The organism is Tianweitania aestuarii, assembly GCF_018457165.1.
GTDB classification, from domain to species: Bacteria; Pseudomonadota; Alphaproteobacteria; order Rhizobiales; family Rhizobiaceae; genus Tianweitania; species Tianweitania aestuarii.
In genome coordinates, this window is the sequence record NZ_JAFMNX010000001.1 from 567,055 (window position 1) to 586,270 (window position 19,216).

A 19,216-nucleotide genomic window follows, 5' to 3' on the forward strand; every position below is an offset into this window, starting at 1 on the left:
CTCCTGAGGGTCAGAGATCGGGGTTGAGGTCTGGGGTGAAATCGCTGGCGAGGTAGCAAAGGATGGTGCGCGAAAGGGCTGCCAGATCCGCGCGCGTCGTATGTTCCTCGGCGCCATGCGCATTCGATGTCGGACGGATCAATCCGCCGAGAATGGCTTCCTGAACCGCGCCGGCCTGCTGCGCATAACCGGTGTCGGACGCGCTGGCTGCGGCGTATTTTGCGAACTCTTCCGGCCGGTAGCCGAACCCTTCCTGCACCGCCTTCAGCCAGCGTGGCAGATGCGGACCTTCGGGATCGGCGGTCGGAATGAGGTGGCCGATCAGGTCGAAATGGAGCGTCGCACCATGCGGGCAGGCGGCGCGGATGACATCCTCGATCTGCTTGCGCGCCGTGTCGAAATCCTCTTCCGGCGCGTAGCGGCGCGAAACCAGAAAGGTGAAGCGGTCGGGAACCTGGCCACCGCATGTGCCGCCATTGGCAACGGTGATGGCGATCTGCGCAGCCAGCGGTGGCGATCCGGGCGGCGGAGGCAGTTGCGAGACGGTCTGGCTGACGTCGGCACGCAGGTCTTGCACCGCCTGCATCATCGGCAAGGCCGCTTCGATCGCGTTGACGGCCTGCTTGGAATGATCGGCGGCGTGTGCTGCAAAACCTTCAACCGTAACCTGCAGGTTGAAAGAGCCGAAACAACCGCCCCAGATACGCGGTCCCGCCGAGCCGTTGAAGTTGAGGAGATGGCCTTTGATCAGCCCCTGTTCTGCCAGATAGCGAATGCCGGGATAAAGCCCGCCTTCTTCATCGGTGCAAAGAAGCAGCTGCGGGCGATAAGCCAAAGGAAGGCCGGCCTTCTTGGCGCAGCGCAGGGCATGAACGGCAGCGGCAACCGCGCCCTTCATGTCGGCCGCGCCGAGCCCGTAGAGAACGCCATTTTCTTCCGTCAAACGAAGCGGATCGCGCTGCCAGCCGGTCGCGGCGCAGACCGTATCGACGTGGAAGTAAAGGCTGCAAGCCGGTCGCTCATCCTGCGTTTCGGCAAGAAGGTTGATGCGTGGACCGGATGCCGGACCACGCGGCACGAACCACAGGTCTTCGGGAACGGTGACCCGTTGGGTGTCCATTGCAAGGGGAGCGAGGATCTCTTCCATCAAACCGGCAAAAGCGTCGTAGCCGTTGCCGGGAGGAAAGCGGGTGTCGGTCGCAATCATTCGCTGGAGATCGGCAACCGCCAGATCCAGCTCGGAATCGATCAACGCCGATGCGCCGGCCAAAGCCGTGTTCGTACCCATTATAGCCCCTCGTTCAGATACCCCATGTTAGCCCAGGGTTTTCATTACTATAAACTATATAGTATTGCGCCTTGCAAGCGGTTTGACGTGCATTTCGCTGGCATGACGGACCAGTGAACTTCCAGTAAGAAGGGCGCAGCATCCGCTTGGAATCGAGGAGGAGAAGATTCTAAACCGGCCCACCCCACCGCTGCCGATGTACCGTATGGTTGCGGAGCAGATCGCGTCGCGCATCGAAACCGGCGTCTGGCCAACCGGCACGGTCGTTCCCGCCGAAGTTGCTTTGGCGCAGGAGTTCCGCGTTTCGGTAGGCACGATCCGGCGCGCATTGAGCGAATTGACCGCCGGTGGTGTTCTGGTGCGCCGGCGCAAGACCGGAACCGTGGTCACGGGACGCATTCCCCACCATTCCCTCCGGTTCTTCTTCGATTACTTCCGCCTGCATGCGCGCAGCGGGAAGCTGCAGAACTCGACCTCGCAGGTGCTGAACCTGACCACGCGCCCACCCAGCCCGGATGAAGCCACGCGCCTTGCTCTGCCGGACGATGCGCCCGTGATCCACCTGCACCGTCTGCGTCTGGTTGATGAGCGCCCGGTGATGCACGAGGTGGTGATCCTTCCCGCCCACCTCGTTCCGGATTTTCCGACCGATCCGGATCTCGTGCCCCATCGTATTTACCCGATGCTTTGGGACGATTACGGGCTGAAGATCTCCGCCGTGCGCGAGCAGGTCGAGGCGGATCTCGCCACCGAAACCGACTGCCGCCTGTTGAACATGACGCAACCCGCCGCCGTCCTCATGCTGCACGAAGTCGCCTACGATCAGATGGGCCGCCCCATTCTTCTCAACAATCACCGGGCCTGCACGCGCGAAGACGTTTACATCAACGAAATCCAGTGACGGCCGCTGGAGTCAGCATCCGGCTCAAACACACATCGTTGATCCCGTGTTGAACGGAAGGGCGCCTGGAACGACCCGCCTGCGACCGCTTGCCATTGGTCATCCGCGCATCGCTCTCTACTTCTGAAGAACGCCACGGCAAATCTTCGGAGGCCTTCCTTGGAAACAACCACTCGGTCCTTGAAGGATCACGTCGCAATCGTCACCGGAGCGAGCTCGGGCATCGGGCTGGCCGTTGCCGAAGGGCTGGCGAGCGCCGGCGCCGCTTTGATCGCCAACTACCATTCCCATGGCGAAGCCGCGGACGAACTGGTGGAGCGCGTCACCAGCAAAGGCGGCCGTGCCGTCGCGGTGCAGGCCGATGTGTCGAAGGAAAGCGACGTGCTGCGCTTGTTCGATGCGGCCGTCGAGCATTTCGGCCGGGTCGACGTGCTCGTATCCAATTCCGGCATCCAGAAGGATGCCGCCGTCGCCGACATGACGCTCGACGACTGGAACGCGGTGATCGGCATCAACCTCACCGGCCAATTCCTGTGCACGCGCGAAGCCGTGCGCCGCTTTCGCGCCCAACCCAAGGATGGCCGTCCATCGCGCAGTGCCGGCGCCATCATCGCGATGAGTTCGGTGCATGAGATCATCCCCTGGGCCGGGCACATCAATTATGCCTCGGCCAAGGGTGGATTGCGTATGCTGATGCAGACGCTGGCGCAGGAAGTCGCGGCTGACGGCATTCGGGTCAACGCGATCGCGCCGGGCGCCATCCGCACCCCCATCAACAAGGCTGCCTGGGAAACAGACGAAGCGCTCACCAAGCTTCTGCGTCTGATCCCCTATGGCCGCATCGGCGAACCCGAGGATGTCGCACGCGCAGCCGTCTGGCTGGCCTCCGACGAAGCGGATTACGTCACCGGCACCACGCTGTTCGTGGATGGCGGCATGTCGCTCTACCCCGAGTTCCGTGACAATGGCTGAGCCGCGCCGCACGATCGGTGAGCACGGCATCATCGGAAACATGGAAACCGCCGCGCTCGTCGCCAATGACGGCACGATCGATTATCTGTGCTGGCCGGCGATCGACAGTCCAACCATCTTCGCCGACCTTCTCGATCGAGAAAGCGGCGGTCTGTTTTCGATCGAGCCGCATCTCGAGGATCCGAGACATCTTCAGCTCTATATCCCCGAAACCAACGTCCTGATGACGAGCTGGTCGGCAGTGGATGGCAGTGCCGAGGTCGTGGATCTGATGCCGCATCCGGACGCGAGCCCGCATGTCGGTCCCGATGCGCGCTGTTTGATCCGCCGGGTCAGGGCAAGACGGGAAACCGTCACCTTCACCGTTCGCTGCGCGCCGCGCTTCGATTACGCCCGCGAGGTCCCGAAGGTCGAGCCTGCGCAAGCCGGCGTGGTGTTTCAGGGACGCGATCTCAAGCTGAACCTCTTTTCCTCGGTGCCGCTCGTTTGTGAAGACGGCGCGGCGACGGCTGAGTTCACCTTGGCTGCCGGCGAAAGCGCCTGGTTCATCCTTGGCGCGGAAACGCTGGTCTGTCCCGACGACGAATGCATCGAAAACGAGATCGCTGCCACCACGACCGCCTGGCGCAGCTGGGTGTCGCGCTCGACCTACAAGGGCCGTTGGCGCGAACAGGTTCTGCGCTCCGCCCTTTCGCTCAAACTGCTGACCTCCGCCAAGTATGGCTCTGTCGCGGCGGCAGCCACCTTCTCCTTGCCCGAAGCCACCGGCGCCGGCCGAAACTGGGATTATCGCGCGACCTGGATTCGCGATGCCTCCTTCACCGTTTATGCCTTCATGCGGCTCGGCTTCATCGAGGAAGCCGAACACTTCCGGCATTGGGCGGCAGAGCGCGTCATGGATTCCGATGCGGAGCACCCGATCCACGTGATGTACGCGATCGATGGTTCGGAAGCGGCGGACGAGAAGGAGCTGCCCCACATGAAGGGCTATGCGGACAGCCGTCCGGTGCGGATCGGCAACGCGGCCCATGCCCAAAGCCAGCTCGACATCTTCGGCGAGCTGATGGACAGCGTGTATCTGTCGAACAAATATGGCCGCGCCATCAGCCGTGACGGGTGGAAGCATATCAGTGGCATCGTCGATTACGTCATCGAGCACTGGAACGAAGCCGATGCCGGCATCTGGGAGATGCGCAGCGAGCCGCGTCATTTCCTGCATTCGCGTCTGATGTGCTGGGTGGCGCTCGATCGTGCGATCCGGCTTGCCAACAAGCGCTCGCTGCCGGCGCCCCTGGTGGCCTGGGCCGAATGCCGCGACCAGATCTCGGCGGATATTTGGGACAACTTCCGCCATCCCGAACACGGCTATTTCGTGCAGACACGCGGCGGCACCGAACTCGATGCGGCCTTGCTGATGATGCCGCTGGTGCGCTTCGTGTCCGCAACGGATCCGGTCTGGCTGAAAACACTGGACGCGATTGCCGACCAGCTTTGCGATGACGGGCTCGTTTATCGCTATCGCAATGCCGACGGGTTGGAAGGCGGCGAGGGCGCTTTCACCACCTGTACCTTCTGGTATGCGGAATGCCTGGCCCGCGCCGGGCGGCTGGATCAGGCGCAGCTGGTTCTCGCCAAGGGCGTGGCCTATGGCAACGGGCTCGGCCTGTTTTCGGAAGAGCTCGACAAACGAGGCTTGCCGCTCGGCAACTTCCCCCAGGCGCTCACCCATCTCGCCTTCATCAGCGCCGCCTACTTCACCGACCGCCGCCTCGACCCCGGCCATCAGCCGCTCTGGCAGCCGTGATGCCGACATTGTGCAGGATGAGGTCGGCACGCTGCTCGACGTTGACTTTCGGAAGCACAGTGACCTCGTAGCCGAGCTTACTATAAGCATCGTGCAGCCGCTCGTACTCGGCCACCGCTTCCTCCAGTCCATGTTGCCGCCCATCGTCGCGGCGGTAAATGTCCGGCCACGGCGGCGTTAGGAAGACTTGGGGATGGTAGCGCGCGAAGGGCGCAAGTAGCGTGATCAAAGGCTTTCTTGTGGCATGACTTAGCGCCACCCCCGCATCCACAAGTCCACGGTCGAAGAACACCCAGCCCGCTTCGCCAGCAACGCTAGCGCGATCGCGCGCGGCAAGATCGAGCGCCCGTTCGGCAAAGGCTGCGAGGTCATTCCAGGGCAGCGCCCCGCCGTCACCAAGCAGCTCTTCCTCGACGATCCGGCGACCGGGTTCGGCTACGACCGAAAAACCCCTGCGCGCGAGTTCCTCAAGCAGGGTGGACTTGCCGCCGCCCGAGCAGCCGGACAGAACGACGTGTCGACCATGGGTCATGCTGGATCGCTTGCAGATTGTGATCGAGTAACAGTCGAAGCCATCAAGCGATCGACAGGATCTCCAGTTCGCGCGGCCCGAGCTGGACCACGTCGCCGACCGACTTGCCGATCAGGACCGCGGCCACGGGCGAGGCGTAGGAGATGGAGCCTTTTGCGGGATCGGCTTCGTCTTCGCCGACGATGTGAAAGATCTGGGTGCGGCCGTCATCGCGTTCGAAGGTGACGGTGTGGCCGAAGGCGACGACCTCTGTCGACGCACTCGCCCGCGTCAGCTGCGCCGTGCGAACGCGTTCGGCGAAGTATCGGACGTCGCGAACCGGCACGGCGGATTGCCGCCGTCGCTCGTTGATGTCCTCGAGCAGATTGGCGGCTTCGAGCGCCTGCTGGGCGCTGGCGAGCGCCGCCTGCAGCATCGCCAGCCCGTTTTCCGTCACCAGATTGGGTCGATCCGAGATCGGGCGCGGCGGCAGAACGGTCTCAGCGGCCGCTTCCGCGCTGTCTTCCTTGACAAAGGCCACGCTCACTTGATCATTCCTTACCGAACATCATCGTTTCCTGCGTGAGCCTCATAGGCGCAAAAGCCGGCAAGCGCGTGGCAACCCGTTGCGCTTGCCGGACGGGAGCCTGCCCGCCTAGGCCGCCTTCACGAACTTGTCGTTGAAGGTCTTTTCATAGGCGACATCCGCATCGGCCAGCTCGGGATCGAGGGTCTTCAGAACCTCCATCATCGACGCGTAGCCTTCCTTCGAGACGATGCCGTCGGGCGAGAACATCTCGCGCGAATTCTCGAAGGCCTGTTTGTACAGGTCGCGATTGCCGAGCAGATATTCCTCGGGAACAGTGTCGGCGACCTCGTCGGGCGTTGCCGTTTGCAGCCACTTCAACGATGCCATCATGCCGTTCACCAGACGCTGGGAGGTGACGGGGTTTTCCTCGAGGAAGGCACCGGTCGTGTAAAGCGTCGCTGCCGGGTTCGGGCCGCCGAACAGGTCGCGCGTGCCGGCTTCGGTGCGCGTGTCGAGCAGGATCTCGATGTCACCGTCATATTGCAGCTGCGCGATCACCGGATCGAGATGCGAAATCGCGTCGACCTGACCCTGCTTCATGGCCGCGACCGCACCCGCGCCGCCACCAACGCCGATCAGGGACACGTCGGATTCCTGCAAGCCGTTCTTCAGCATCGCATATTGCACCATCAGCGCCGTGGACGACCCCGGCGCAGTCACGCCGACCGTGCGGCCCTTGAGGTCGGCTATCGTCTTCACCTCGCCGGCGAGATCCTTGCGCACCGCAATCACGATGCCCGGAAAGCGTCCGAGCGAGCAGATGCCGACGACATCCTGACCCTTGTCCTGCATGCGGATCGTGTGTTCGTAGGCGCCGGTCACGACATCCACCGAACCGCCGATCAGCGCCTGCAGCGACTTCGAGCCGCCCGCGAAATCGTTGATTGAGACGTTGAGCCCCTCCTTTTCGAAGAAGCCCTTCTTTTCCGCGATCGTCAGCGGCAGGTAATAAAGCAGCGGCTTGCCGCCCACACCAAGCGTGATGTCGGTCTTTTCCGGCTTGCCGTCCTGTGAAAAGGCCGGCCAAACGCCTGCCGCCGCACCAAGCGCCAGCGCACCGCCGCCCATGAGAACTGTTCTGCGTTTCATTTCGCTTCCTCCCGTTTGATTTGTCGTTTTTACGAAGCGCGCCAGGCCAGAAGCTTGCGCTCGACCAGCGTCACCAAACCGTCCACCACCAGCACGAAGCCCATCAGAACGAACATGCCGGCAAACACGCCGACGACGTCGAACACGCCTTCGGCCTGATGGATAAGATAGCCCAGACCCGCTGCCGATCCCAGATATTCACCCACCACAGCACCCACCACGGCAAAGCCGACGGACGTGTGCAGGCTGGAAAACACCCAGGAGAGCGCCGACGGCAGATAGATGTGTCGCAGCAGCTGGCGTTCGTTCATGCCCAGCATGCGGCCATTGTTGAGCACCGGCTGGCTGACTTCCTTCACGCCCTGATACACGTTGAAGAAGACGATAAAGAACACCAGCGTCACGCCGAGCGCGACCTTCGACCAGATGCCGAGCCCGAACCACAAGGCGAAAATCGGCGCCAGAACCACGCGCGGCAGAGCGTTGGCGGCTTTCACATACGGGTCGAACACGGCGGCCACGAGCGGCTTGCGGGCAAACCAGAAGCCGAACACCACGCCGCCGAAGGAGCCGATCAGAAAGGCCAGTGCGGCTTCCGTCAGCGTGATGCCGAGATGATACCAGATCGAACCGCTGCTGAACCAGGTCCAGATACGCTCCGCCACCCCCAGCGGATTGGCGAAAAAGAAGGCGATCGTCTTGGGATTGCCGAACAGGGTTGTGGCGGATGCCAGATGCCACAAGGCCACGACGACGAGCGCCACGAGGATCTGCAGGAGAAGGAGCAGGCTGCGGTTCATGCTGCGGCTCCGGCCGTGTTGTCATAGGCCTTCATCACCTGATCGCGCAGCGCGTCCCAGATGTCGCGATGAAGCCGGATGAAGTCTGGATCGTGCCGGATTTCCGCGACATTGCGCGGCCGCTCCAGCGTGACGGGAAAATCGCCGATGATATGCGAGCGCGGTCCGGCCGACATGATCACGACGCGGTCCGACAACGCGATCGCTTCATCGAGATCATGCGTCACGAACATCACCGCCTTGCGGTCTTCCGACCACAGCTTCAACAGGAGATCGCCCATGATCTGGCGCGTTTGCGCATCGAGGGGGCCGAAAGGCTCATCCATCAAAAGCAAACGCGGATCGCGGATCAGAACCTGCGCGAGGCCGACACGCTTGCGCTGGCCGCCCGACAGCATCTGCGGATAACGATCGCAAAACGCGCCGAGACCGACGCGCTCTAGCCAGTGCCGCGCAGTCTTTAAGGCTTCCGTGCGCGCCGTTCCCGCGATCTCCAGCCCGATCGCGACATTGTCGATCACCGTCTTCCACGGCATCAGCGCGTCTTGCTGGAAAAGGTATCCCGCCTGCCGGTTGATCCCGCTCAAGGGCACACCGAAGATGTCGACCGTCCCGCTTGCCGGCCTCAGCAGACCGGCGGTCGCATTCAGCAGCGTGGACTTGCCGCAGCCGGTCGGGCCGACAATGGCAACGAACTCGTTTTCACCCACCGCGAGATCGGTGGGCGCAACCGCGTCGTAACGGCGCCGATCAGCCAGATCAAAGCTGATGGCGACACCGTTCAGGCGAACGGCGGCAACGTCGTTTTTTGGCATTCCTGCACTCCTCCGCAGCGCAGTATCAGGGCTTCACAAAAAAGTGCAAGTTCGGCTCCCTGCTGCCCACAGTTCAGTCTGGCGCAAGTGCCCGTTCAGGCACTCACGCCGCGGCGCCCACCTCATCCAGCACGTCCTTCAAGGCGGAAAGAAACAGGTCGGCGTGCTCGATTTTGAAGGAAAGCGGCGGGCGGATCTTGAGGACGTTGCCGGCCGGACCGGACGCGCTGATCAGAACGCGGCGGTCGCGCAATCCGTTGACCACCTTCAGCGCCAAAGCTCCATCCGGCTCACGCGTTTGGCGATCCGTCACGAAGTCGAGGCCGAGAAACAAGCCCGCACCGCGCACGTCGCCGATGGCCGGTATCGTTTCCTGCAAGGCGCGCATGCCGGCCAGCAGGTAATCGCCTGTTATCCGCGCATTTTCGATCAGGGCTTCCGTTTCGATCACGTCGAGCACGGCAGAAGCGGCGGCGATCGACACGTGATTGGCGCCAAACGTGTTGAAGTAGCGGATATCGGCGCCGAATGTCTGCTCGATCTCATGCTTCATCACGGCCGCCGCAATCGGCATGCCGTTGCCCATCGGCTTGCCCATGACGACGATGTCCGGCGTGATGCCATGGCGCATGAAGCCCCACATCCCCGAGCCGAGGCGGCCGAAGCCCGGCTGCACCTCGTCGGCAATGTAAAGCGCGCCCGCCTTGTGCAGGATATCGACGGTTGTCTTCAGGAAGCCGGCGGGCTCGGCAACAACGCCGTCGGTGGAAAAGATGCCGTCGGCGATGAAGGCGGCCGGCTTGATGCCGTGGCGGCGCATGAAATGAAGAGCCTCAGCGACATGCTCGGCCAGCACATCACCGGGATTGCGGCCGTCGCTGCGGTAACTGTCCGGCGCCGGCACAGTGAGAACATGCTGGCCGAGCGGCATCTTGGGACCAAGCGCCGGCGAGATCTCGGCGGCTGAAGCGGTTACGCCGTGATAGGCGTTCTCGGTGATGATGATGCCGGTGCCGCCGGTGTAGTAACGCGCAAGGCGCAGCGCCAGATCAACCGCCTCCGAACCGGTGCAGGTATACATCACCCGGTTCAGCTCAGGGGGAAAGGTCGCGAGCAGCCGCTCGGAATAATCGAGGATCTGCTCGCCGAGATAGCGCGTATGCGTGTTCAGAACCGCGGCTTGGCTGGCAATCGCCTCCACCACATGCGGATGGCAATGGCCGACGGAGGGCACATTGTTGTAGGCGTCGAGATAGGCGTTGTCGTCGGCGTCATAAAGCCAGACACCCTCGCCACGCACCACATGCACCGGCGTTTCGTAGAACAGGCGATAGGACGAGCCGAGCAAAGCCTGCCGTCGCTCGATCAGCGTGCGCTCGCGTTCCGGCAGCTCCGCCAACCGGTTGGCATCGAAGCCGTTGATCATCGCCGGCGCTGTGCGATCGGAAACCAGGCGCGTCATTGCGGCATCCCTTCGGCATGGGCTTGGTGCAAACGGGCGATAGCCTCCGGGCGCGGAACGGCATCGAGGCGAGCAAGCTGCGCCCACACATCCCCGCTGCGGATCGTCAAGCGCTCGGCCTGATCGGGAAACAGCTGCGCGCGGCTTTGCGGGATCACGAGCCGCATGACGAGCCGCATCACCACGGCCGTATGCAGAAGCGCGAGTTCCTTCTCCGACAGACGGCTCACCGCCGAATAGCCCCGCAGGAAATCGCACATGGCTTCAACGGGATCTTCGGCCACGCCGATCTGGTAGGCGGCACCCACCGCCACGTCGAACAAAACCGGCGCATGCACCATGTCGCCGAAATCGATGATGCCCGCGATCTTGTCGGGAGCGGCGGCATCAACGAGGATGTTTTCCATGTTGAAGTCGTTGTGGATGCTTTGCGCCGGCAAGTCCGCCATCACCGGCACGATATCTGCATCGAAGCGGTCGAACGCCTGTTGAAGCCGCGCCCGCTGTTCGGCATCCGGAAAGGCCGAAAGAAGCGCGCGCAGATCGGCGGCATGCGTCATGTCCCAGGTGATACGGTGCGACGCCGCCGGGTGGTGGAAGCTTTTAAGCGCTTTCTGCATGCGGCCAAGCAAAGCGCCGATGCGGCGTCGCTGCAGGGGCGAATGCGGCGCGGTGCGCTGCGCTGTTCCCGGCACGAAGCTCACCATGCGTACGCCCCGCGTGCCCCCATCATCGGCGATGATGCGCGCATCGGGGCCGCCGTCCTTCGTGCGGATGATGCGCTGTAATGGAATGCCGGGATCTTGCGCTTCCACATGCAGCAGCGCCAGGCTGTGCATGTTGGTCACTTCAGGATCTTCCGCCGGGTTGAGGATCTTCAGAAGGGTGGCCGTACCGTCGGGAAAGGTCAGCCGATAATTGCTGTCCTTTTCGCCCCACAGCCATTCGGCCGTGCCTTCCAGACCATAGATGTCGCGCGCGATCTGCTCGGCCTGATCCGCCGGCACGGCAGTGGCGCCGGTGTTCAACTCGGCGCCAAGCCCGCTCGCGCCCATTGTCATCTCTGAGCGCATCACGACCGCATTCCGTCAGGCGCGCTTTGCAGCCACCGTGTCGAGCGCGCGGCCGAGCGCGTCGAACATGTCGTCGATCTGCTCGGCGGTGATGATCAGCGGCGGGCAGAAGCACACGGCTTCCATCACCGCACGGCAGATCACGCCTTCTTCCTGCAAAGCCGCCGCCACGGCCAAAGCCGCGTCGCCCGGTTTGCCATCCGCGAAAGGCTTGATCTCGAGCGCCCCGAGCAGCCCGACGCCGCGCGAGGAATGGGCGACCGGATGCTCGGCAAGCGCCTTCAGCCGGGCGAGGAACTTTTCTTCCAGCTGCGCCGCGTTGCCGACGAGATCGCGCTCCTGGATGATCTTGAGGTTCTCCAGTCCGACTGCGGTCGCCACCGGATGACCCGAAGCGGTGTAGCCATGGCCGAACGAACCGATGCGGTCCGATTCATCGGCGATCGGCTGATAGAAATTGTCGTTCATCAGGATCGCCGACAGCGGCAGATAGGATGACGAGATCTGCTTCGACAGAACGAGGACGTCCGGCTTGATGTTGTAGGTCTCGCAGGCAAACATCTTGCCCGTCCGGCCGAAGCCGCAGATCACTTCGTCGACGACCAGCAGGATGTCGTGCTTGCGCAGGATCTCCTGCACGCCTTCCCAGTAACCGGCCGGTGGCACGAGCACGCCGCCCGCACCCATCACCGGCTCGCCCCAGAAGGCCGCGATCGTTTCGGGCCCTTCGCGCTGGATCAGCTCTTCGAGATCGCCGAGCATCCGCTTGGTGAAGTCGGCTTCGCTTTCGCCATCCTTGCCGAAATGAACATAAGACGGGCAGGACGTATGCACCATCCGGTCGAGCGGCAAATCGAAGCTCTGGTGATTGCGCGGCAGGCCGGTGATCGAACCCGCTGCGATCGTCACCCCATGATAGCCGTAGATGCGGCCGATGATCTTCTTCTTGTCCGGCTTGCCGAGCGCGTTGGAGCGATACCACACCATCTTGGCGGCAAGATCGTTGGCCTCCGAGCCCGACGAGGTGAAATGCACCTTCGACATCGGCACGGGCGCCAGCTTGATCAGCATTTCGGCCAGTTCGATCGAAGGCCCATGCGTCTTGTAGGCAAAGGTGTGGTAGTAAGGCAGCTTCTCCATCTGCGCCTTGGCGACCTCCGCCAGCCGCTTTTCGCCAAAGCCGACAGCCACAGACCACAGGCCGGCAAGACCCTCGATATAGCGCTTGCCGTTGTTGTCGGTGACATAGATGCCGTCGCCGGATTCGATCACCAACCCGCCGCTCTTTTCGTAAGTGCGCAGGTTGACGTTGGGATGCATCTGATAGGCGATGTCGCGGGCTTCGATCGAGTTCGGCGCAATGGTCATGAAAGGTGCTCCAGTGGCTGGGACGGCTTGGGTCGAGCGCGAAAGTGAAATCCTACGAAACCGCGCCGGCTTACGCAAAGGCTACGAAGGAGAAGCCGATGGTCCACGCGCTTGATCCTGAAAAGAAGAAGCGCGTGGTTGCGTTCAGCCGCCCCCGTTCAGGCGCAGGGCTGCCGCACGTCGATGGCCTTCCATGCCTTCCGTCGCACTCTGGCGAACGGCTGGGGGCGCCACAGCGGCAACGGCGCGTGCATCGAGCGTCTGATGCGTGCAGATCTTCACGTAAGACCCCACCCACAACCCGCCGGTGTAGCGGCCGGCCGCCATTGTCGGCAGCGTATGATTGGTGCCGCAGCATTTGTCGGAATAAACCACCGATGACAACGGGCCGATAAACAAGGAGCCGTAATTGCGCAGCTTCTTTGCTGTTGCCGCGGAATCTGCGGTGTGAACCTGCAGATGCTCGGCGGCGATAAAGTCGGAATATGCGATCATGGATGCTTCATCGTCGCACACGACGACCTCGCCGTAATCGCGCCAGGCAACGCCCGCGACATCGGCCGTTGACAGCGTTTGAAGCTGGCGTTCGACTTCGCGCACCGTTTCCTGTGCCAGCTTGGCATCGGTGGTGATGAGGCCGACACGGGTGTGAACGTCGTGCTCGGCCTGGGCAAGCAGATCGGTGGCGATCATCGCCGGATCGCCGGTGGCGTCGGCTACCACGAAGATTTCCGACGGGCCCGCCAGCTGGTCGATACCGACGCGGCCGAACACCTGGCGCTTGGCTTCGTTGACGAAGGCGTTGCCCGGTCCAACGATCTTGTCCACCGCCGGCACCGTTTCGGTTCCAAAGGCCAGCGCTGCAATAGCCTGCGCCCCGCCGATGCGGAAGATGCGGTCGGCGCCCGACAGATGACAGCCCGCGATCATCGCCGGATGCGCGGTCGGCGGCAAACAGGCGATCACTTCATCCACGCCCGCCACCTTGGCCGGCACGATCGTCATTACCGGTGCCGACAGGATCGGATAACGTCCGCCCGGCACATAAGCGCCGACGCGTTCGATCGGGATCACGCGATGGCCGAGATGCAGGCCGGGCAGCAGCTCGACTTCGAGCGGCAGGATCGTGGCAAGCTGCGCTTGCGCAAAGCGCCGGACATTGTCGATGGCGAATTCCGTGTCGGCGCGCGTCTGCTTGTCCAGCCCGTCCAGCGCCTGCTGCCGATCTTCGGTCGTGACTTCGAACCGATCGAGCTCGGATTTGTCGAACCGCTGCGCAAAATCGCGAACGGCAGCATTACCGCGCGTTTGAACGGCCGACAGGATGTCCTTCACCACGGTTTCGATCGCTGCCGTGTCGGCTGCAGCGTTGCGCGTGGGTTCCTTGATGTGGTGGACCTTGCCGCCGAAATCCTGTGCCATGAAGACGGTAACCCTTTTTTGCGCGATGCTTTGCGCGAACCATTCCTCACCCTGATGCGGCAAACAACGCGGTGCAGTCTTGTTGTTCAGTATTCTCACCGGTGCTAGGATCTTTAGGGTGCCGCAGTCTTCGTCTTCTGCGGCTGCAAAGGGGAGGGGCGTTCATGGCGCAGGTTGGAGCCAAGCTTCGGGAACTGCGTCGGCGCCGCGATCTCGGCGTGCGCGAACTGGCGCTGCGCTCCGGCATCTCGCATTCCGCCATTTCGCTGATCGAACGCGATCGCATGAGCCCATCCGTTGATACGCTGAGCGCGATCCTCGATGCGCTCGGCACCACGCTTCCCGGCTTCTTCTCCGATCTGCAGGCAAGTGCCCCTTACACACCGTTCTACCGCGCCGAAGAGCTGGTCGAGATCGGCAAGGCACATGCGATTTCCTATCGCATGATCGGTATCAACCATCCCAATCGCCAGCTTCTGATGCTGCATGAAACCTATGCCGTCGGCGCCGATACCGGGCAGGCCTTTTCACATGCCGCGCAGGAGGCCGGCGTTGTCACCAAGGGCGCCGTGGAACTCACGGTCGGCGAACAACAGCGCGTTCTGAAGCCCGGTGACGCCTATTACTTCGACAGCCGTCTGCCCCATCGCTTCCGCAATGTCGCGGATGAGAAAAGCGAAATCCTGAGCGCCGTCACCCCGCCGACCTACTGATCAAGCGGTCACTATTCTCACCAGCCTGGTGAAAACAGGGGTCACGTCATGCGGAAAGTGTGCTGGATTGCATGGGAGGCATCAATAAACAGGGGAACAAAACCATGATGAAGCCGTCACGTTTCTTCAAAATGTCCGCCATGCTCGCTGGCGTTCTCGCCGTTGGCATGAACGCCGCTGCGGCGCGCGATCTCACCGTCGTGTCCTGGGGCGGTAATTTCCAGGATGCACAGCGCAAGATCTTCTTCGAGCCCTTCTCCAAGATCCTGGGCAAGCCCGTTCTGGATGAAAGCTGGGATGGCGGCATCGGCGTCATCACCGCCAAGGTAAAAGCCGGCGCGCCGAACTGGGACGTCGTGCAGGTGGAATCCGAAGAGCTCGCACTGGGCTGCGCCGACGGTCTTTATGAGAAGATCGACTGGGACAAGATGGGCGGCGAAGACAAGTTCCTTCCCTCTGCCGTCAATGAATGCGGCGTCGGCCACATCGTCTGGACCACCGCCCTTTCCTATGATGCCGACAAGCTGAAGACCGCGCCGACCTCCTGGGCCGATTTCTGGGATACCGAGAAGTTCCCCGGCAAGCGCGGCTTCCGTCGTGGCCCGAAATACGCGCTCGAATTCGCCCTCATGGCCGATGGCGTGAAGGCGGAAGAAGTTTATGACGTGCTCGGCACGCCGGAAGGCGTTGATCGCGCCTTCAAGAAGCTCGACGAACTGAAGCCCAACATCGTCTGGTGGGAATCCGGCGCGCAGCCGCTGCAGCTTCTGTCATCGGGCGAAGTGGTGATGACCACCGCCTACAACGGTCGCATCTCCGGCATCAACAAGACGGAAGGCAAGAACTTCCAGGTGGTCTGGCCGGGCAGCATCTATGCCGTGGATAGCTGGGTCGTGCTGAAGGATGCCGAAAACAAGGATGCGGCGATGGACTTCATCGCCTTCACCAGCCAGCCGGAAAACCAGGTCAAACTGCCAGAATACATCGCCTATGGCCTTCCCAACAAGGAAGCCGCCGCCTCTGTGCCGGCCGAGCTGAAGAAGGATCTGCCGACCTCGCCTGAAAACCTGGAAGGCGCGATCCCGCTCGATGTCGACTTCTGGGTCGACAATGCCGAAGCGCTGACCCAGCGTTTCAACGCCTGGCTGGCTCAATAAGCAGCAGCGATCACCCTCCCGTTTGCCTGGCGCGATCCAAAACCGCGCCAGGCTCCGTCCTCTGCCTGCGGTTGCGGGCAGCGGGAGCCATTGCAGCAACAGCAAGAGCCATGACCCAGCCTTACATCCGCTTCGACAAGGTGACGAAGGCCTATGGCGACTTCATCGTTGTTGAAGACCTTTATCTCGACATCGCCAAGGGGGAGTTCGTCAGCCTTCTTGGACCGTCCGGCTCCGGCAAGACCACCATTCTGATGATGCTCGCCGGCTTCGAGCCGCCCACCCGCGGCGCGGTGATCGTCGACGAAAAGCGCATCGACCAGCTGCCGCCGCATCGCCGCAACATGGGCGTGGTGTTTCAAAGCTACGCCCTGTTTCCTCACATGACGGTCGCCGACAACGTCGCCTTCCCCTTGGAAATGCGTGGCGTGCCAAAGGCCAACCGCAAGCAGCTCGTTGATCGCGCGCTCGACATGGTTCAGCTCGGCACGATGGCGGATCGCAAGCCCTCGCAACTGTCCGGCGGTCAGCAGCAACGCGTGGCGCTCGCCCGCGCTCTGGTGTTCGAACCCGCCGTTGTGCTCATGGACGAACCGCTCGGTGCGCTCGACAAGCAGCTGCGCGAGCAGATGCAGCTCGACATCCGCGATCTCCACAAGCGGCTAGGCCTCACCATCATCTTCGTGACGCACGACCAGTCCGAAGCCCTCACGATGTCGGACCGCATTGCCGTGTTCAACAAGGGCCGCATCGAGCAGATCGGCACGCCAAACGAGATCTACGATCATCCGACCACCCGCTTCGTGGCCGACTTCATCGGCGAAACCAATCTTCTCGATGGCGCGATCGAAACATCGGACGCCAACGGGCTGATTGTGGCTCTGCCCGGCAACAAGCGCATCCGCGTGGCGGCAGGCTCGGGCGAAGCCACGGGTGCCGCGGTCACCGTTTCGCTGCGGCCCGAAAAGATCCGCTTGAACAGCGATGCCGGGTCTGAAAACAGCCTTCCCGTCACCATCCTCGACAGCGTTTATCATGGCGATCACCTGCGCATGGTGCTCGACGCGCAAGGCACGCGGCTGATCGCCAAGGCCGATCGCCGCTTCGGCGATCTTCAGCCCGGCAGCAAGGCGATCGCTTCCTTCGATGCGGCGGATTGCTGGCTGGTGCGCTCGTGAGGATCGCGGCGGGCAAGCGGCTGGCGGCCTTCTGCCTTGTTGCGCCGCTTGTGGTGTTTCTGGTGCTCTTCTTCGTTTGGCCGCTGGCCACGATGATGTCGAACGCTGTGTCCAGCCCAGGTGCCGTGCAGGCGCTTCCGCAAACGGGCGAAGTCCTGGCGGATTGGGATCGCACCTCGCCACCCACCGCCGACATGCAGGCCGCACTCGTGGAGGATCTGCGCGCCATCGAGGACGACCAGACGGTGGGCGACATCACCCGCCAGCTCAACAGCGCCAAGTCCGGCTTCCGCACCCTGATGGCCAAGACCGTGAGTGCGGTACGCGAAGACACCGGGCCGATCGATCTCGTGGCGATCGACAAGCGCTGGAGCCAGGTGCCGTTCTGGCAGGCGATCGCCGCTGCCACCGCGTCGCCTTACACCGATCGCAACCTGCTCGCCGCCGTCGATCTGGCACGCTCGCCCACCGGCGAGATCGTTTCCCTGCCGGATACCCGATCCGCCAATCTGGCGATCTTGCAACGCACCTTCGTAATTGCCGCCGGCACGACGCTCGCCTGCATGCTGATCGGCTATCCCTATGCAATGGTTGCCGCATCCTGCACCGGCTGGAAGCGTCAGGCGATGCTCGCCGCCGTGCTTCTGCCGCTTTGGACCTCGCTTCTGGTGCGCACCGCCGCCTGGTTCATTCTTTTGCAGGACAGCGGCCTCATTAACCGAATGCTTCAGGCGCTTGGCATCATCGACACGCCGCTGGCGCTTCTCTTTAACCGCACCGGCGTGATCATCGCCATGACCCACGTGCTTCTGCCCTTCATGGTGCTGCCGATCTTCAGCGTGCTGATCGCGATCCCGTCCAATCTCATGCCGGCAGCGGCCTCGCTCGGCGCCAATCCGCTCCGCGCCTTCTGGCGCGTGCTTCTGCCGCTCAGCCTGCGCGGCGTCGTGTCGGGCTCTCTGCTCGTTTTCATGACGTCGATCGGCTATTACATCACGCCCGCCTTGATTGGCGGACCGACCGACCAGATGATCAGTTCGGTAATCGCCTTCTACGCAACGGGCACGGCCAATTGGGGCATGGCGGGTGCGCTCGGCATCGTGCTGCTGGTGGCAACGATCGCGCTTTATGTCGTGTATGACCGCTTGTCGTCCTCCGAGGGGCAAAGGGCATGAGCATGCTGCGCGTTCTCAAGATCGTCTTCGCCGTGGCGGCCATGACCTTCCTCCTCGCGCCGCTCGTGGCGATCCTGCCGCTGGCCTTCACCTCCAGCGTGTTCCTGAACTATCCCGTGCCCGGCTATTCCACGCGCTGGTTCGCGGAACTCTTCACCGCCGATGTCTGGCGTCGCGCCATCATCAACAGCCTGGTAATCGGGCTCGGCGTCACGGTTCTGGCAACCGTGCTCGGCACCCTGGCAGCCGTCGGCCTGCGCGAACGCCGCCTGCCGTTTTCGGGCGTTCTGCGCACCGCCTTCCTGTTGCCGATGGTGGTGCCCGCCGTCGTCTTGGGCGTCGGCATGCAGCTTCTGTTCGTGCGGATGGGGCTCGCCAACAGCTATCTCGGCGTGATCTTTGCCCACAGCGTCATTGCCGTGCCCTTTGTGTTCGTGAACGTTTCGGCTGCCCTGCAGGGTGTCGATACCCGTGTCGAGCGCGCGGCGGCGAGCCTGGGCGCGTCGCCGATCACCACCTTTCGCCGCGTGACGCTGCCGCTGGCCACCCCCGGCATCGTCTCGGGCGCAGTGTTTGCCTTCGCGACCTCGCTGGATGAGGTGATCCTGACCTTGTTCGTGGCGGGTCCCAACCAGCGCACGCTTGCGCGGCAGATGTTCTCCACCATACGCGAAAACATCAGCCCGGCCATTGCCGCTGCGGCCTTTCTTTTCATCGTGGGCACGATCCTTGCGGCCACTATCGTGATGCTCGTGCGCTGGAAGTCGGCTCAGCGTCGTGCGGCCTGACGGATCGGCCTCCTAGGCAATTTCACGCAGATGTGTGCGCAGCCTAACCGCGGTGTCATGATGCCGTAGGGTTAGCTGGGGATGGACTACCTTGACCTCCGGCAGTTGCCG

The 19,216-nt window shown here is 62.8% G+C and carries 18 protein-coding genes; 8 read left to right on the forward strand and 10 right to left on the reverse strand.

Annotated elements, in window-relative coordinates; genetic code table 11:
- Positions 1–10 precede the first annotated feature (10 nt).
- Positions 11–1,288, reverse strand: coding sequence for a M20 family metallopeptidase (locus JYU29_RS02700; protein ID WP_213983218.1), 1,278 nt, complete (start codon positions 1,286–1,288; stop codon positions 11–13).
- A gap of 205 nt (positions 1,289–1,493) precedes the next feature.
- On the opposite strand from JYU29_RS02700, the gene JYU29_RS02705 reads away from it, so the two are divergent.
- The 3 genes from JYU29_RS02705 to JYU29_RS02715 all read left to right on the forward strand — a co-directional run bounded on the left by JYU29_RS02705 (position 1,494) and on the right by JYU29_RS02715 (position 4,965).
- Positions 1,494–2,189: a GntR family transcriptional regulator gene (locus JYU29_RS02705; protein WP_250157156.1), complete on the forward strand. Its 696-nt coding sequence runs from the start codon at positions 1,494–1,496 to the stop codon at positions 2,187–2,189.
- A 159-nt stretch (positions 2,190–2,348) separates the two neighbouring features.
- Positions 2,349–3,161, forward strand: coding sequence for an SDR family oxidoreductase (locus JYU29_RS02710; RefSeq protein WP_213983220.1), 813 nt, complete (start codon positions 2,349–2,351; stop codon positions 3,159–3,161).
- Complete coding sequence (locus JYU29_RS02715; protein ID WP_213983221.1) at positions 3,154–4,965, forward strand: glycoside hydrolase family 15 protein; 1,812 nt, start codon at positions 3,154–3,156, stop codon at positions 4,963–4,965. Before JYU29_RS02710 ends, JYU29_RS02715 begins: the two co-directional genes overlap by 8 nt.
- Here the strand turns inward: JYU29_RS02715 and JYU29_RS02720 are convergent.
- From JYU29_RS02720 to hisD, 9 genes are all read right to left on the reverse strand, one after another.
- On the reverse strand, positions 4,916–5,497 hold the full coding sequence (locus tag JYU29_RS02720; RefSeq protein ID WP_213983222.1) for an AAA family ATPase: 582 nt from the start codon (positions 5,495–5,497) through the stop codon (positions 4,916–4,918). The genes JYU29_RS02715 and JYU29_RS02720 overlap by 50 nt on opposite strands.
- A gap of 43 nt (positions 5,498–5,540) precedes the next feature.
- On the reverse strand, positions 5,541–6,023 hold the full coding sequence (greA, locus tag JYU29_RS02725; protein ID WP_213983223.1) for a transcription elongation factor GreA: 483 nt from the start codon (positions 6,021–6,023) through the stop codon (positions 5,541–5,543).
- Between the two features lie 108 nt (positions 6,024–6,131).
- On the reverse strand, positions 6,132–7,154 hold the full coding sequence (locus tag JYU29_RS02730) for an ABC transporter substrate-binding protein (RefSeq protein ID WP_213983224.1): 1,023 nt from the start codon (positions 7,152–7,154) through the stop codon (positions 6,132–6,134).
- Positions 7,155–7,183: 29 nt separating this feature from the next.
- Positions 7,184–7,954, reverse strand: a complete 771-nt coding sequence (locus JYU29_RS02735; protein WP_213983225.1) for an ABC transporter permease — start codon at positions 7,952–7,954, stop codon at positions 7,184–7,186.
- Entirely contained in the window at positions 7,951–8,769 is an 819-nt protein-coding gene (locus tag JYU29_RS02740; protein ID WP_213983226.1) for an ABC transporter ATP-binding protein, read from the reverse strand. Before JYU29_RS02740 ends, JYU29_RS02735 begins: the two co-directional genes overlap by 4 nt.
- 103 nt (positions 8,770–8,872) lie before the next feature.
- A complete protein-coding gene (locus JYU29_RS02745; RefSeq protein WP_213984226.1) occupies positions 8,873–10,195 on the reverse strand; it encodes an aspartate aminotransferase family protein in 1,323 nt (440 codons plus the stop codon).
- 32 nt (positions 10,196–10,227) lie between these two features.
- Positions 10,228–11,304 (reverse strand): phosphotransferase, encoded by a 1,077-nt coding sequence (locus JYU29_RS02750; RefSeq protein ID WP_213984227.1) that lies wholly within the window; start codon positions 11,302–11,304, stop codon positions 10,228–10,230.
- A 15-nt stretch (positions 11,305–11,319) separates the two neighbouring features.
- Complete coding sequence (locus JYU29_RS02755; RefSeq protein WP_213983227.1) at positions 11,320–12,672, reverse strand: aspartate aminotransferase family protein; 1,353 nt, start codon at positions 12,670–12,672, stop codon at positions 11,320–11,322.
- A gap of 144 nt (positions 12,673–12,816) precedes the next feature.
- Positions 12,817–14,094 carry a histidinol dehydrogenase gene (gene hisD / locus JYU29_RS02760; RefSeq protein ID WP_213983228.1) on the reverse strand — a complete coding sequence of 426 codons (1,278 nt, stop codon included), beginning with the start codon at positions 14,092–14,094 and terminating at the stop codon, positions 12,817–12,819.
- Between the two features lie 164 nt (positions 14,095–14,258).
- On the opposite strand from hisD, the gene JYU29_RS02765 reads away from it, so the two are divergent.
- The 5 genes from JYU29_RS02765 (at position 14,259) to JYU29_RS02785 (ending at position 19,105) form a co-directional block, all read left to right on the forward strand.
- Positions 14,259–14,807: a cupin domain-containing protein gene (locus tag JYU29_RS02765; RefSeq protein WP_213983229.1), complete on the forward strand. Its 549-nt coding sequence runs from the start codon at positions 14,259–14,261 to the stop codon at positions 14,805–14,807.
- A gap of 107 nt (positions 14,808–14,914) precedes the next feature.
- Positions 14,915–15,964 carry an ABC transporter substrate-binding protein gene (locus tag JYU29_RS02770; protein WP_213984228.1) on the forward strand — a complete coding sequence of 350 codons (1,050 nt, stop codon included), beginning with the start codon at positions 14,915–14,917 and terminating at the stop codon, positions 15,962–15,964.
- A gap of 110 nt (positions 15,965–16,074) precedes the next feature.
- Positions 16,075–17,142: an ABC transporter ATP-binding protein gene (locus tag JYU29_RS02775; protein WP_213983230.1), complete on the forward strand. Its 1,068-nt coding sequence runs from the start codon at positions 16,075–16,077 to the stop codon at positions 17,140–17,142.
- On the forward strand, positions 17,139–18,317 hold the full coding sequence (locus JYU29_RS02780; protein ID WP_347879837.1) for an ABC transporter permease: 1,179 nt from the start codon (positions 17,139–17,141) through the stop codon (positions 18,315–18,317). The genes JYU29_RS02775 and JYU29_RS02780 overlap by 4 nt, the downstream gene beginning before the upstream one ends.
- Positions 18,314–19,105 (forward strand): ABC transporter permease, encoded by a 792-nt coding sequence (locus JYU29_RS02785; RefSeq protein WP_213983231.1) that lies wholly within the window; start codon positions 18,314–18,316, stop codon positions 19,103–19,105. The genes JYU29_RS02780 and JYU29_RS02785 overlap by 4 nt, the downstream gene beginning before the upstream one ends.
- Positions 19,106–19,216: the final 111 nt, after the last annotated feature.

What these genes read in the sequence shown, in the direction of transcription:
- JYU29_RS02720 (WP_213983222.1), bottom strand. Translation starts at nt 5,497, where the DNA reads ATGACCCATGGTCGACACGTCGTTCTGTCCGGCTGCTCGGGCGGCGGC.
- JYU29_RS02765 (WP_213983229.1), top strand. Translation starts at nt 14,259, where the DNA reads ATGGCGCAGGTTGGAGCCAAGCTTCGGGAACTGCGTCGGCGCCGCGAT.
- JYU29_RS02705 (WP_250157156.1), top strand. Translation starts at nt 1,494, where the DNA reads ATGGTTGCGGAGCAGATCGCGTCGCGCATCGAAACCGGCGTCTGGCCA.
- JYU29_RS02755 (WP_213983227.1), bottom strand. Translation starts at nt 12,672, where the DNA reads ATGACCATTGCGCCGAACTCGATCGAAGCCCGCGACATCGCCTATCAG.
- JYU29_RS02785 (WP_213983231.1), top strand. Translation starts at nt 18,314, where the DNA reads ATGAGCATGCTGCGCGTTCTCAAGATCGTCTTCGCCGTGGCGGCCATG.
- JYU29_RS02770 (WP_213984228.1), top strand. Translation starts at nt 14,915, where the DNA reads ATGAAGCCGTCACGTTTCTTCAAAATGTCCGCCATGCTCGCTGGCGTT.
- JYU29_RS02735 (WP_213983225.1), bottom strand. Translation starts at nt 7,954, where the DNA reads ATGAACCGCAGCCTGCTCCTTCTCCTGCAGATCCTCGTGGCGCTCGTC.
- JYU29_RS02740 (WP_213983226.1), bottom strand. Translation starts at nt 8,769, where the DNA reads ATGCCAAAAAACGACGTTGCCGCCGTTCGCCTGAACGGTGTCGCCATC.
- JYU29_RS02775 (WP_213983230.1), top strand. Translation starts at nt 16,075, where the DNA reads ATGACCCAGCCTTACATCCGCTTCGACAAGGTGACGAAGGCCTATGGC.
- JYU29_RS02700 (WP_213983218.1), bottom strand. Translation starts at nt 1,288, where the DNA reads ATGGGTACGAACACGGCTTTGGCCGGCGCATCGGCGTTGATCGATTCC.
- JYU29_RS02730 (WP_213983224.1), bottom strand. Translation starts at nt 7,154, where the DNA reads ATGAAACGCAGAACAGTTCTCATGGGCGGCGGTGCGCTGGCGCTTGGT.
- JYU29_RS02745 (WP_213984226.1), bottom strand. Translation starts at nt 10,195, where the DNA reads ATGATCAACGGCTTCGATGCCAACCGGTTGGCGGAGCTGCCGGAACGC.
- JYU29_RS02715 (WP_213983221.1), top strand. Translation starts at nt 3,154, where the DNA reads ATGGCTGAGCCGCGCCGCACGATCGGTGAGCACGGCATCATCGGAAAC.
- JYU29_RS02750 (WP_213984227.1), bottom strand. Translation starts at nt 11,304, where the DNA reads ATGCGCTCAGAGATGACAATGGGCGCGAGCGGGCTTGGCGCCGAGTTG.
- hisD (WP_213983228.1), bottom strand. Translation starts at nt 14,094, where the DNA reads ATGGCACAGGATTTCGGCGGCAAGGTCCACCACATCAAGGAACCCACG.